The following is a 13,948-nucleotide window of genomic DNA, read 5'->3' on the forward strand; positions in this document are numbered from 1 at the left end:
GTCTCAGGACTTCTGGCGCGTCAGCACGCGGGCCAGGATATTCAGTCCCAGTACGGCAATCGTGATGAGGAAGACACCGGCCCAGGCCAATTGCTGCCAGTTTTCATAAGGACTCATCGCGAACTTGAAAATGGTGACCGGCAGGCTGGCCATGGGCTTGGACAGGTCGGCATTCCAGAACTGGTTGTTCAGCGCAGTGAAGAGCAGCGGAGCCGTTTCCCCGGCGATGCGCGCCACAGCCAGCAGCACCCCCGTGATCACCCCGGCACGCGCAGCGCGCAGCGTGACCAGCATGATGACCTTCCACTTGGGCGTTCCCAATGCATAGGCCGCTTCCCGCAGGCTGGCAGGAACCAGCGTGAGCATGTTCTCGGTCGTGCGGATCACCACCGGGATCACGATGAGCGCCAGCGCCAGAATGCCGGCGTATCCGGAAAAGCTCTTGAAGCGCGCCACCACCACGGCATACACGAACAGGCCGATCACGATGCTCGGCGCGGACAGCAGGATGTCGTTCACGAAGCGCGTGGCCGACGCGAGCCAGCCGCGCTGGTCGTACTCCGCAAGGTACACCCCGGCCATGATGCCGATGGGGGTGCCCACGAAGGTGGCCATCATCACCATCACGAACGAACCGAAAATGGCGTTCGAGATGCCGCCCACCTCGTTGGGCGGCGGGGTCATCTGGGTGAAGAGCGCCACGCTCAATCCACCCACGCCCAGACGGACGGTTTCCCAGAGGATCCAGACCAGCCAGAAGACGCCGAACGCCATGGCGGCCAGAGACAGGCTGAGAGCGATGGTGTTGACGCGCTTGCGGCCGGCATAGCGCGCCTGGCGCACCCGGGCCAGCTCGGCTGCCGAAATGAGGTGTTGGGACGTGCTCACGAGCGGGCTCCTTCGTTTTTCTGCAGTCGGGACAGCAGCACCTTGGAGAGTGCCAGCACGACGAAGGTAATGAAGAACAGCACGAGGCCCAGGTAGATGAGGGAAGCCTGATGGAGGCCTTCCCCGGCTTCCGCGAACTCGTTGGCCAGTGCCGAAGTGATGCTGTTGGCCGCCTCGAACACCGACAGGGAATTGAGCTGGTTCATGTTGCCGATGACGAAGGTGACCGCCATGGTCTCGCCGAGCGCACGCCCCAGGCCGAGCATCACACCCCCCAGGACACCGGTCTTCGTATAAGGCAGGACCACCTTCCAGACCACTTCCCAGGTGGTGGAACCCAAGCCGTAAGCCGACTCCTTGAGCAGCGGTGGTGTGACCTCAAACACATCGCGCATCACCGCAGCGATGAACGGAATGATCATGATGGCCAGGATGATGCCTGCCGAGAGCAGACCGATCCCGACGGGTGGCCCCGACACGAGCGCCCCCAGGTAGGGTACGCCCGACAGCATGGATTGCAGCGGCTGCTGCACCCACTTGGCCAGGATCGGGCCGAACACCATCAGACCCCACATGCCGTACACGATCGAAGGCACGGCCGCGAGCAGTTCGATGGCCGTCCCGAGAGGCCGCTTCAGCCAGGCAGGGGACAGTTCCGTGAGAAACAACGCGATGCCGAAGCTCACAGGCACTGCGATCAGCAACGCGATGATCGACGTGGCCAGCGTGCCATAGATCATCACGAGGCCGCCGTAGTCGTTCTGGACAGGGTCCCAGACGCTGCGGCCGAGGAATGCCACGCCGTACTTCTCGATGGACGGCCATGCCCCGATGACCAGGGAGGCCAGGATGCCCAGCAGCAGCGCCAGTGTCAGCAAGGCGGCCGTACGGGCAAGCCCCGCGAAAATGCGGTCGGCCACGGCTCCGGAGAGCAATGGCGCGCGGGTGGGGGGCGTGGTTCTAGGAATGCCGGAGCCGCGTTGCAGCGGCGGGGCAGGACGAGCGGGCATGGTACTGGACACGGCGTGCAGCCTTCCTTGGTCGAAGTTTCGGCCGGTCCCGCACAGCCGCGGGGCCGGCCGTACGAACTTACTTCAGCGAAACCGCCTTACCGGAAGTGTCCTTGATCTCGTCCCAGGACTTCATGATCACCGACTTCACGGCATCGGGCATGGGCACGTAGTCCAGGTCCGTGGCGGTCTTGTCGCCGGACTTGTAGGCCCATTCGAAGAACTTGAGCGAGGTGGCAGCCTGCACCGGCTTGTCCTGGGATTTGTGCATCAGGATGAACGTGGCGCCGGTGATCGGCCATGCGTTCTTGCCGGCCTGATTGGTCAGGATCTGATAGAAGCTCTTGGCCCAGTCGGCACCTGCGGCAGCGGCCTTGAAGGCGTCGTCATCCGGCGATACGAATGCCCCGTCCGCATTTTGAAGCTGCACATAGGTCAGCTTGTTCTGCTTGACATACGCATACTCCACATAACCGATGGAGTTCGGCAGGCGGCCCACGAAAGCGGCGACCCCCTCATTGCCCTTGCCGCCCGCGCCGGTGGGCCAATTGACAGCCGTGCCTTCGCCTACTTTGGACTTCCACTCGGCGTTCACCTTGGAAAGGTAGTTGGTGAAGATGAAGCTCGTGCCCGAGCCGTCCGCGCGGCGCACCGGTGCAATCACGGCATCGGGCAGATTGACGCCGGGGTTCAGCGCCTTGATGGCGGGATCCGCCCAGTTCGTCACCTTGCCGAGGTAGATGTCGCCGAGGACCTGGCCGCTCAGCTTGATCTGGCCTGCAGCGATGCCCTTGATGTTGACCACAGGCACCACGCCACCGATCACGGTGGGGAACTGGACCAGGCCTTTCTTGGAAAGCTCGTCATCCTTCAACGGAGCATCGGAGGCGCCGAAATCCACGGTTTTTGCTTCGATCTGGCGCAAGCCTGCACCCGACCCGACAGACTGATAGTTGATCTTGACCCCGGTTGCCTTGTTGTAATCGGCCGCCCACTTGGAATACAGGGGAGCGGGGAAACTGGCACCCGCGCCAGTGGCCTCTTGCTGGGCCCAGGCGCCAGAAAACGCGCCGGCCGAAACCACACCCGACACCAGAATCCGAATCACAGACAGTTTCATGAAGGAACCTCTTGGTTGAGAAATCAGTGAGGGCGACTGTAGGAGCGCTTTATGACATGACTGTGACATTTACAGCCCATGTCATGGTCCGCCTTCCCCAGGAAGAACGGCTCCGGCAACACCATCGCCTGTCACGCAATCGTCACGTTTTTGCCTTACGCTGGACAACAAAGACACCGTGCCTTGCAGTGTTCTTGCAGCAACCGGTGGTTCGGTTCCCGGCTGCCCGCAGGGACGTTTTCCTGCAAGCCACTGGCGGGCCGGCACCAGTGACCGAGGTGCTATGCTGCGCCGCCTGAAAAACCAGCGCGCAGCGCGCGACAACATGCACGACGGAACATTGCTTGCCGCGGTGGATCTCGGATCCAACAGTTTTCGCCTTGAGATCGGACGTTTCGAACACGGTCTCATCCGAAGGGTCGAATACCTCAAGGAAACCGTCCGACAGGGCAACGGACTGGACGATGAGCGCAACCTGACCCCCGACGCGATGCAGCGCGGCTGGGACTGTCTTGCTCGCTTTGCCGAGCGTCTCAAAGGTTTTCCCGCCGAGAGGGTACGAGCCGTCGCGACCCAGACGCTGAGGGAGGCGAGAAATCGTGACGTGTTCCTCCAGCGCGGCAGCACCATACTGGGACACGCGATCGATGTGGTGTCCGGCCCAGAAGAGGCGCGCCTCATCTACCAGGGTGTCGCTCACCTCCTTCCGCAATCGGACGAGCGCCGTCTGGTGGTGGATATCGGGGGGCGGTCCACCGAATTGATATTGGGGCATGGGTTTTCTGCGGACGCGGTGGCTTCCTTCAGGGTCGGCAGCGTCGCGTGGTCCAGCCGATATTTCGCGGACGGCGTTTTTTCTCTGGAATCCTTTCGTTCCGCGGAAATTGCTGCGAAAGCGGTTCTGGACGAGGCCCTGAATGTCTACCGCCCCCAGGCCTGGGACATCGCCTATGGATCCTCCGGTACGGCAGGTGCCGTCGGTGACGTTCTTGCCGCCGCAGGTGGACCGGCGGGGCTCATAACGCGCGCAGGCCTGGATTGGCTGCAAGAGCAACTGCTGCGGGCACGTTCTGCAGACAAGGTGCGCCTGGAAGGCCTCAAGGAAGACCGCAGGGCCGTCATCGGTGGCGGCATCAGCGTGTTGCGGGCAGTGTTCGACTTACTGGAAATCCAGCAGATGCACATCGCGCAGGGCGCACTGCGCCAGGGCGTGCTCTATGACCTGCTGGATCGCGAACTGCACGAGAACGATCTGCGCTCGACGACCGTGCTCGGTCTCATGGAGCGATTCCGGGTCGATGCAGGCCATGCCGAACGTGTGGCAACCACTGCTGCGCAGCTCCACGCACAAGTCCGCCACGGCACCAGCGAGCCCGGAGAAAAGGAACTGACCTGGGCGGCCCAACTGCACGAAATCGGTTGCCTCGTCTCCCATGACGACTACCACCACCATGGAGCCTACATCCTTGACCATACGGATGCGGCCGGCTTCTCCGTGCCGGAACTGCACCACCTGGGCATGCTGGTCCGCGGACACCGCGGCAAGGTGCGCAAGCTGGAAGCCGGCCTGGAAAACCCGGACACCGCGCTCCGGTTGGCCTGCCTGCGCATGGCCGTCGCGCTGTGCCACGCCCGCCGCGATCCGGACATGGAAGGAGTGGGTCTTTCCCGCCAGGGCAACCGGTTCACCGCCAAGGCTCCTGCAGGCTGGGCGACAGCCTATCCGCAGTCGGCGCACCTTTTGCGCGAAGAAAGTGCCGCATGGCAACGAACGCCTTGGGAATTCAGCGCCGACCTGCCCTGAACGATCACCGCAGGAGGGGCTGTCAGCTCATCATTAACGGTATAAACTATTTATACCGTTTCAACCATGATGGCCCATATGACCGACAGTCTTTCCTCTTCGACCTCTGCCCCCGCCTCTCCCGCGACCGAAGCGTCCGCGGCGCCTGCAGCAGCCAAGCGCTCCAAGCCCAAGGCGGTGCGCACCGCTGCCAGCCCGGCCCCTGCGGATGGCAAGAAGGCCGGCACCAAGCCTGCAAGAGCTTCCAAGGCTGCTGCCACCAAGCCCACAAAAACCCCTGCGTTGCCGCAGGAAGTGAAGCCCAAGAAGGCCAAGCTGGTAAGGGACAGTTTCACGATTCCGAAAGAGGAATACGCCGCCATCGAAGTCTTGAAACAACGACTGACCCAGCAAGGGACGCCGGCCAAGAAAAGCGAATTGCTGCGCGCGGGCCTGGTGTTGCTCGCAGGCCTTTCCGACAGTGCACTGACCAAGGCCATGCAGGCCATTCCCTCCATCAAAACAGGCCGCCCCAAGGCAGAGCCCGCCGAAGCAGCAGAGAGCAAACCGGCCAAGGTATCCAAGGCACGTACCACCAAGAAGGACTGACACCGTCCCTTCAGGCACTGAGGTGCTTGGCTAAAGGAAATCTGGTGACTGCACTGCCAGCAGGATCGTTTCAGTCGATTCAGCGCGTGCACGCCTTCTCAGCCACCAGACCGATCCTTTGCGGATCGCGCATTCCGGCGCCCGCAGGCCGAGCAACTCGGCTGCGGTCTGGCCCAGTGTGGGCTGGTGCCCCACCACCAACACGGCCCCCCGGCCGTGCGGCCATTGCGCCAGTTCCATCAGGTCTGCCGCCGTTCCGCCCGGCAGCAGTTCGGCGCGCAGCTTGTACTTGCGCCCCAACGCCTTCGCCGTCGCCTCTGTACGGACCGCAGGGCTGACCACCACGCGCAACCCTTCGGGCAACTGGCGGTCTAGCCAGGCCGCCATGCGTGCAGCCTGCTTCTCGCCCCGCGGGGTCAGGGGCCGCTGCAGATCCTCCACGCCTTCCTGGGCCTCTTCTGCCTCGGCATGGCGCCACAGAATCAAATCCATCATGCACTCACCGCAGCGGAGACCGCGGTGTGGGCTGCACCTACGGGGCCGTAGCGCCGCATGAGCGCCTGCTGAGCGCCTTGCCCGGACACGGGATGTGGGGCACGTGCATACGCTCCGTCCGGCTGCAGGGTCCAGGCATCCCTGTCATCGTGAAGATATGCCACGAGACATTCGTCGATGATGCGTTGCCGAAGGACCGGGTCATCCACCGGCCAGGCCAACTCCACCCGCCGCAGCATGTTGCGGTTCATCCAGTCGGCGCTGGAGAGCAACAGGTCTTCCTTCTCACCCGCGCGGAAATAGAACACACGGGTGTGCTCCAGAAACCTGCCGATGATGGACCGGACCCGGATGTTGTCCGTCGCACCCTTGCGGAGTGCGGGCAACATGCATGCGCCCCGCACGATGAGATCGATGCGCGCACCTTTTCGCCCGGCCGTGATGAGCGCATTCATCAGCGCCTCATCCGTCAAAGAATTCATCTTGGCGACGATGCGTGCATCCTCGCCGCGCGCTGCGGCCTCGCCCACGGCTTCGATCATGTCCTGCAATTGCTTATGCAGATGGAATGGTGCCATCACCAGACGTTTGAGCTTGGGCAGCTTGTTCTGGCTCGCCAAGTGATTGAACACGGCATCCATGTCCGCCGTCACATCCGAGTCGGCCGTGAAATAGCTGAGGTCCGTGTAGAGGCGCGCGGTGCGCGGGTTGTAATTGCCGGTGGAGAGATGCCCGTATCGGCGCAGACGCTGCCCTTCGCGGCGCGTGACCAGCAGCATCTTGGCATGGGTCTTGAGACCGACGACGCCGTAGACCACCTGCGCACCGATGGACTCCAGCGCTTCCGCCCAGTTGATATTGGCTTCTTCGTCGAACCGGGCCTTGAGCTCGACGACGGCCATCACTTCCTTACCCCGCCGCACAGCCTCGCGCAGCAACTCCATCATCTCGGAGTCGGCACCGGTGCGGTAGATGGTCTGCTTGATGGCCAGCACCTGGGGATCGTTCACCGCCTCCCGCAGGAACTGGATGACGGAATCAAAACTCTCGAACGGCTGGTGTACCAGGATGTCGTGGCGGCGAATCTGCTCCAGCAGCGGTGCACCGGGAAGCACCTGCCTCGGCCAGGTCGAGCGCCAAGGGGGAAACAGCAGTGCAGGCTCGTTGACCAGGTCCACCAGCTGCGTGAGCCTGACGAGATTCACAGGACCATGAACGCGGAACAGCGCAGCGGCAGGCAGCGCAAATTGCGACTGCAGGAAGTCCGAAAGGAATCGGGAGCAACTGGCCGAGACCTCCAGACGCACGGCCTGGCCGTAATGGCGATGCTGCAGCCCTTGCCGCAGGGCAGTTCTCAAGTTGCGAACATCGTCCTCGTCGACCGCCAGATCGGAATGCCGCGTGACGCGGAACTGAGAGAACTCGGTCACATCCCTTCCCGGGAACAGCTCGCTCAGGTGTGCCCGCACAATGCTGGACAGACTGACGAACTGGGCACCGTGAGGGGCGACCTTGACGGGAAGGCGCACGAATCTCGGCAGGACGCGCGGAACCTTGACGATGGCAATTTCGTTTTCACGGCCGAAGGCGTCATTGCCCTTGAGGCGCACGATGAAATTCAGCGATTTGTTTGCGACCTGGGGAAAGGGGTGGGCCGGATCCAGGCCCACCGGTACCAGCAGCGGCCGCACCTCGCGCTCGTAGTAGTCACGTACCCAGTGGCGCTGTTCGGTGGAACGCTCCCCATGGGACACGATATGGATGCCCTGCTCGGCAAAAGCCGGCATCAGGGATTCGTTGTAGAGGGCGTATTGGCGCGCAACCAGATCGTGCGCCTTGGCGGACAACGCGTCGAAGGAGGCCACGGTATAGGGCCCTTTCGTTTCGCCGCTCTGCGCTGCCGTGATGTGCGGCGCAGCACGCACTTCGAAAAACTCATCGAGGTTGGATGACACGATGCACAGGTAGCGCAGGCGCTCCAGGAGCGGCACATCGGTGCGGGCAGCCCAATCGAACACGCGTTCGTTGAACGCCAGGATGCTGTGGTCCCGATTGAGAAATGTCGTATCTGAGCCTTCAGCCGATGGAGCGGGGGATGTCAGAACATCCTGGGCATCTGCAGGCAGCACAGGCTCTGCAGAGAATGAAGGCAAGGAAGGCATGGGCAAAGGAAGGGTACTGGATTGCGTTTCAGTATTGGGCTCAACCATGACATTTTCATGACATGCCACCGGTGCTGTCACACAAGAATGCCGGGTTGTCATTCTTGCGCTCTAGGCAGATTGCCCGAGAAAGTGCTTTCGATAGCGGAGCGGAAGATCCTCGATACGCATGAGCATGGGCAGATCGGCCGTGTTGAAATCCGGATCCCAGGCCGGAGCGCCCAGCACCCGGGCTCCCAGGCGCAGATAGCCTTTGATCAGCGCAGGCGGCTCTACCACCAGGGAGCCATCCAACTGGTCCACGGGCAACGGCAGACGTGGGCTCACTTCATATTCCGGGGCGGCGAGATGCGTCGATTTCAATTGGCGCCAGATACTGGCTGCAGCATCCCCGCCCATCAGGCCGTTGTGCAGCATGGGAATGCTCGCGCAGCCAATCATGGTGTCCAGCCGATTCCGGACCATGAAGTCAGCCAGCGCGCCCCACAAGGTCATGATGACGCCGCCGTGGCGATGCTCGGGGTGCACGCAACTGCGCCCCAATTCAACCATGCGGCCGCGCAGATGGTCGAGCCGGGAGAGGTCGAACTCCGTATCGCTGTACAGCCCGCCAGCGCGCAATGCCTGGGCAGGTGTCAGAACGCGATAGGTTCCGATGACGGCACCGGTATCGGCATCGCGGACCAGAAGATGCTCGCAATAGTCATCGAAAGCATCTACATCGTGCCCCTCGACTTCCGTGCTCAAACGCGCGCCCATCTCGCCGGCGAAAACGAGGAACCTCAGTCGCTGGGCTTCCCGCACTTCAGCGGCTTCGCGTGCCCAGGACACTTCGATGCGAGGAGGCGAACCCTTGCATGGTGGCGCCACCGCAATATCCAGCGCACCGGGGCGATGAAGAGACCCCCGAAAAAACGCATCGGGAGAGAGGGGCATGGTAGGAACAGGAAGGTCGCTCACGAAGTACTCCCATTGGACCGTTGAGTCATCGACCGGCAGCCGTCGCCGGTGCCGCCGATGCAATGTCGCAGTCCCTGGTGACATCTCCATGTCGTCACGATGGCGCGTTCATGACACCTGCAGATGGCTGCCCGGTGCGCAAGCAGGTCGGGCTGCAGAGCCGCCCCTTCATCTCGTGGATTGCCCTGCCCTCCGGGAAGCGGCCGGCTGCTACACTTTGTTGCCCTCGCCGGCCGCAGACGCCCGCCCAGCTTTCTACATGCCCTCCACGATCGACGTACGGCAATCGCCAGTGCCAGGAACACCCACGGGGACTGCTGTGGAGCGACTCCTTCGCGAGCAACAGACGCTGCTGGACAGTGCCGGCGTAGGCATCGTTTTCATCCGCCAGCGGCAGGTGGTTCGCTGCAATCCGCGATATGCCGAGATATTCGGATATGCATCCACTTCGGAGGCCATCGGACAAAGCAGCCAAAGCCTCTACCCCAGCCCAGGGGCATTTCGCGAATTGGGCAGGAACGCCTACCCCACCCTTTCCAAAGGCTTGGCCTATCGCTGCGAATGCCAGATGCGCAGGAAGAATGGCCGGCTGTTCTGGGGGAGCCTGACGGGCCGGCTCATCAATGCGGACGACACGTCCGAAGGGTCCATCTGGATCATCGACGACATCGATGAACAACGGCACGCCGAGGTCCGCCTGCACGCAGCGATCCGCGAAAAGCAGGCGCTGTTCGACCACGCGATGGTCGGCATCGCCTTCATTCGCAACCGCCGGCTCACGCGGTGCAATCGGCATTTCGAGCACATGCTGGGCTACCTGCCGGGTGAATTGGCCGAAGGGTCCCCCCGGCAATGGCATTTCAATGACGACGAGTGGGAGGAAGCCGAACGGCGCTCCCGCCTGGACCCGGAGAGGTCTCCCGGATTCACCGGCGAAATGGTGCTGCGTGCCAAGGATGGCCGGCCGGTCGTATGCGAAGTCCGCCGCCGCGCACTGGACCCGATGTATCCGGAGCAAGGCTCCGTCTGCATCGCCATGGACGTGAGCGCGCAGAGGAAGGCGCAGTCCGAACTGGCCCGCATGCACGCGGAACTCGAGCACCAGGTCAAGGAGCGAACCCGCCAGCTCAGCGAAACCGTCGAGAGCCTCCACCGCGAGATCAATGACCGCAAGCACGACCAGGAACGGATCTACTGGCTGGCCCATTACGACCCGTTGACCGGGCTCCCCAACCGCACTCTGCTGGCGGAACGGGCCCAGCACGCGATCCGCATAGCCCAGGAGAACAATACACCGCTGGCCGTCGTTTTCCTCGACCTCGACCACTTCAAGCATGTCAACGACTCTCTCGGCCACAGGGTCGGAGATGCCTTGCTGGTCGAGATTGCGAAACGACTGCGCGCCGTCGTGCGCGACCGCGATACGGTCTCTCGCCTCGGAGGCGATGAATTCATTCTTCTCCTGCCCGGCGCCAACGCACACGGTGCCACCCGCGTCGCCACAAAGCTCCAGGAAGCGTCACGCCATCCATACCAGATCGGCCACCATGAACTCACCATGGCGCCATCCATGGGCATTGCCCTCTTCCCGAGCGATGGGACCGATTTCGATACCCTGACCCAGTCGGCAGACGTGGCGATGTACCGCGCCAAGCTGGACGGCCGCAACACCTATCGATTTTTCACGCCGGAGATGCAGGCACAGTCTGCACGCGCGCTGTTGCTGGAAAACGCTTTGCGCCGCGCTTTGGAGCGCAACCAGCTCCACCTGCACTACCAACCCCAGATCACCATCGCCACCGGAGAGGTGCGCAGCGTGGAAGCCTTGCTGCGGTGGGAGCATCCCGAGCTGGGCACCATCTCTCCCGCAGAATTCATCCCCATCGCCGAAGACAGCGGCCAGATACTGCAGATCGGAGAATGGGTCATGCGCACGGCACTGGCGCAATTGCAGGCGTGGCATGGAATGGGCCTGGATTGGCTTTCCATGGCCGTCAATCTGTCGGCCCTGCAGTTCCGGCAGCCTCAACTGCCCGAACTCGTCAGCCGGATCCTCGACGACACCCAGCTACGTCCCAACCGGCTCGAACTCGAATTGACCGAAGGTGTGGCCGTGGACGATCCGCGATCGGCCATTGCCACCATGGATCAACTCCATGCCCGCGGCGTCCGCATGTCCATGGACGACTTCGGCACCGGCTACTCGTCATTGAGCCAGCTGAAGAGGTTCCAGATCTACAAACTGAAGATCGATCAGTCTTTCGTGCGCGATCTGGGGGCCGACAGCAACGACCGGGCCATCGTCAGCGCGATCATCCGCATGGCGCAGGCCCTCGGCATCCGCACCACCGCAGAAGGCGTGGAAACCGCTGAACAACTGGAATACCTGCAGGAGCAAGGATGCGATGAGGCGCAGGGCTACTATTTCAGCAGGCCCCTGCCTTCCAAAGACATTACCGCACTGATCCTGAACCGCGAGATCCGGCTCGCTCGCCAGCCCGGATGATGTTCTGCCTCCCGCAGGCCGCTTTCAGCCCGCGCGTGCGGCATCCGCCAGTTGCTGCGCGAAATGGCTGGCCCGGTCTGCATCGCTGGTTTCCACCATCACACGCAACAGCGGCTCGGTACCGCTGGCACGAACCAGAACACGCCCTTCTCCACCCAGTTCGGATTCCACGGAACGCAAGGTCTGGTCGAGCACCGGATTGGCCTTCCAGTCCTGGCCCGGCGCCAATCGAACGTTGACCAAGACCTGGGGAAAAAGCCGGAGCTTCTCCAGCATCTTAGCGAGGCCGCGTCCACTGCGCACGCATGCCTGCAGAATCTGCAGCGCACTCACCAGTCCGTCTCCCGTCGTATGCCGGTCCAGCGCCAACAGATGACCGGACCCTTCGCCGCCCAGGAGCCAACGGCGGCGGGCCAGTTCTTCGAGCACATAGCGGTCGCCGACCTTGGCCCGCACCAGTTCCACGCCATCGGCCTTGAGTGCCAACTCCACCGCCATGTTGGTCATCAGCGTGCCCACCACGCCAGGGAGTTGTTCGCCCCGCGAGAGCCGGTCGGCGGCCATGAGGTACAGCAGTTCGTCTCCGTTGTAGAGCCTGCCGGCAGCGTCCACCATCTGCAGACGGTCGGCATCGCCGTCGAGAGCCACGCCGAAATCGGCCCTGTTGGCACGCACGGCCCGGACAAGGGCATCGGGATGGGTCGCCCCGACCTGGTGGTTGATATTGAGTCCATCCGGAGAGCACCCGATCGCCAGCACTTCTGCGCCCAACTCATGGAAGACCTTGGGTGCAATGTGATAGGCCGCTCCGTGGGCCGCATCCACCACGATCTTGACGCCTTTGAGGGTGAGGTCCTGAGGAAAAGTGCTTTTGCAGAATTCGATATACCGCCCGGCCGCATCTTCCAGCCGCCGGGCTTTGCCCAGGGACGCAGAGTCGGCCCAGGCAGGCGCTTCATCCAGGGCGGCTTCGACAGCCAACTCCCATTCGTCCGGCAGCTTGGTGCCCTGCGCACTGAAGAATTTGATCCCGTTGTCGGGGTATGCATTGTGGCTCGCGCTGATCACCACGCCCAGGCTGGCCCGCTGGGCGCGGGTCAGGTAGGCAACGCCCGGCGTGGGCAGAGGCCCCAGCAGCACGACATCGACGCCTGCAGAGTTGAACCCCGACTCCAGGGCGCTTTCCAGCATGTAGCCTGAAATGCGCGTGTCCTTGCCAATCAATACGGTGGGTCGCTCCTCGGTGCGCCGCAGCACCCGCCCAACGGCGTGCGCGAGCCGCAACACGAAGTCGGGAGTGATCGGCGCCTGCCCCACGGTCCCTCGAATGCCATCCGTCCCGAAATATTTCCTTGCCATTGTTGTTCTCCTGTTGGCCCGTCCGAAGAGCCCGCGTTGCCCTTCGATCAAGGTGCCGATGGTACCTGTGCCGCTTCCCAGACCTGCAATGCAGCGACGGTTTCCCGCACATCGTGCACGCGAACGATCCGGGCCCCCCGCTCCACCGAAAGCAACGCTGCCGCCACGCTGGGCACCATCCGCTCATCCACCGCGGCTTGCGTCACTGCGCCCAGTGATGACTTGCGCGACCAACCCGCCAGCCAGGGGTAACCATTCGCAGCCAGCAAACGCTGCTGGGCCAGCAGCGCGAAATTCTGTTCCACGGTCTTTCCGAATCCAATCCCACTGTCCAGCACAATTCGGGACTTTTCGACTCCATGCCGCCGTAAACATTGCAAAGTTTGCTCTAAAAATGATAGCACCTGCCCCACCACGTCTCCACACATGGGGGTGATCTGCATGGTCTGGGGATCGCGGTGCATGTGCATCAGGCAAACCCCGCATTGTCCATGGCGAACCACGGCATCGATCGCTCCTGGTTGCCGAAGCGCCCAAATGTCGTTGATGACATCGGCTCCCAGTTCAAGCACCGCCTCCATCACTGCCGGCTTGTAGGTATCCACCGAGATCGGCACCCCCCAGCGCACCGCCTCTCTCACGACCGGCAGAACCCGCGCCAGTTCCTCGTCCAGAGAGACCGCAGGGCTTCCGGGCCGGGTGGACTCACCCCCGATGTCCAGAATATGGGCACCCTGCCGCAAAAGCTCCTCACCATGGCGCAACGCCGCGCTCGATGAAGCATGGCGCCCCCCATCGGAAAACGAATCGGGTGTCGCGTTCAGGATGCCCATGACGCGAGGACGTGTCAGATCGATTCGAAATCTTGAAGTCTGCCAATACATGGAAATTCAACCTCTGCAGCGGCGGCGGCTTGCCGCGATGGATGGGCTTGGCGTAATACCGGTTGATGTACCGGCTGAAAAGCGAAAACGGGGCCAATGCCCCGTTCGAGTGGATTCTTGCGGAAGCCTCCCCAGCACCGGCTGAAGAGGCCCACTGCAGATCTGCCAAGTC

11 protein-coding genes are annotated in these 13,948 nt (G+C 62.7%); 3 read left to right on the forward strand and 8 right to left on the reverse strand.

Annotated elements, in window-relative coordinates:
* Positions 1–3: 3 nt before the first annotated feature.
* The 3 genes from pstA to pstS all read right to left on the reverse strand — a co-directional run bounded on the left by pstA (position 4) and on the right by pstS (position 3,018).
* A complete protein-coding gene (pstA, locus tag BM144_RS05165; RefSeq protein WP_092950239.1) occupies positions 4–888 on the reverse strand; it encodes a phosphate ABC transporter permease PstA in 885 nt (294 codons plus the stop codon).
* A complete protein-coding gene (gene pstC / locus BM144_RS05170) occupies positions 885–1,898 on the reverse strand; it encodes a phosphate ABC transporter permease PstC (protein WP_245783560.1) in 1,014 nt (337 codons plus the stop codon). The genes pstA and pstC overlap by 4 nt, the downstream gene beginning before the upstream one ends.
* Positions 1,899–1,977: 79 nt before the next feature.
* Entirely contained in the window at positions 1,978–3,018 is a 1,041-nt protein-coding gene (gene pstS, locus BM144_RS05175) for a phosphate ABC transporter substrate-binding protein PstS (protein ID WP_092950241.1), read from the reverse strand.
* A gap of 325 nt (positions 3,019–3,343) precedes the next feature.
* Between pstS and BM144_RS05180 the strand changes: the two genes are divergently transcribed.
* Together BM144_RS05180 and BM144_RS05185 are read left to right on the forward strand one after the other, a co-directional pair.
* Positions 3,344–4,822: a Ppx/GppA phosphatase family protein gene (locus BM144_RS05180; RefSeq protein WP_092950480.1), complete on the forward strand. Its 1,479-nt coding sequence runs from the start codon at positions 3,344–3,346 to the stop codon at positions 4,820–4,822.
* Positions 4,823–4,900: 78 nt separating this feature from the next.
* Complete coding sequence (locus BM144_RS05185) at positions 4,901–5,410, forward strand: hypothetical protein (RefSeq protein WP_092950242.1); 510 nt, start codon at positions 4,901–4,903, stop codon at positions 5,408–5,410.
* Positions 5,411–5,440: 30 nt separating this feature from the next.
* Here the strand turns inward: BM144_RS05185 and BM144_RS05190 are convergent, their stop codons facing one another.
* The 3 genes from BM144_RS05190 to BM144_RS05200 all read right to left on the reverse strand — a co-directional run bounded on the left by BM144_RS05190 (position 5,441) and on the right by BM144_RS05200 (position 9,027).
* A complete protein-coding gene (locus BM144_RS05190; RefSeq protein ID WP_092950243.1) occupies positions 5,441–5,905 on the reverse strand; it encodes a SixA phosphatase family protein in 465 nt (154 codons plus the stop codon).
* Entirely contained in the window at positions 5,902–8,067 is a 2,166-nt protein-coding gene (ppk1, locus tag BM144_RS05195; RefSeq protein WP_092950244.1) for a polyphosphate kinase 1, read from the reverse strand. The genes BM144_RS05190 and ppk1 overlap by 4 nt, the downstream gene beginning before the upstream one ends.
* A gap of 111 nt (positions 8,068–8,178) precedes the next feature.
* Positions 8,179–9,027, reverse strand: coding sequence for a GNAT family N-acetyltransferase (locus tag BM144_RS05200; RefSeq protein WP_092950481.1), 849 nt, complete (start codon positions 9,025–9,027; stop codon positions 8,179–8,181).
* Between the two features lie 259 nt (positions 9,028–9,286).
* Between BM144_RS05200 and BM144_RS05205 the strand changes: the two genes are divergently transcribed.
* Positions 9,287–11,533 (forward strand): sensor domain-containing protein, encoded by a 2,247-nt coding sequence (locus BM144_RS05205; protein WP_092950245.1) that lies wholly within the window; start codon positions 9,287–9,289, stop codon positions 11,531–11,533.
* A 24-nt stretch (positions 11,534–11,557) separates the two neighbouring features.
* Here the strand turns inward: BM144_RS05205 and glmM are convergent, their stop codons facing one another.
* Both glmM and folP read right to left on the reverse strand, forming a co-directional pair.
* Complete coding sequence (gene glmM, locus BM144_RS05210; RefSeq protein WP_092950246.1) at positions 11,558–12,892, reverse strand: phosphoglucosamine mutase; 1,335 nt, start codon at positions 12,890–12,892, stop codon at positions 11,558–11,560.
* Positions 12,893–12,939: 47 nt separating this feature from the next.
* Complete coding sequence (gene folP, locus BM144_RS05215) at positions 12,940–13,776, reverse strand: dihydropteroate synthase (protein WP_092950247.1); 837 nt, start codon at positions 13,774–13,776, stop codon at positions 12,940–12,942.
* Positions 13,777–13,948: the final 172 nt, after the last annotated feature.

The organism is Paracidovorax konjaci (assembly GCF_900112675.1).
Taxonomy (GTDB): domain Bacteria; phylum Pseudomonadota; class Gammaproteobacteria; order Burkholderiales; family Burkholderiaceae_C; genus Paracidovorax; species Paracidovorax konjaci.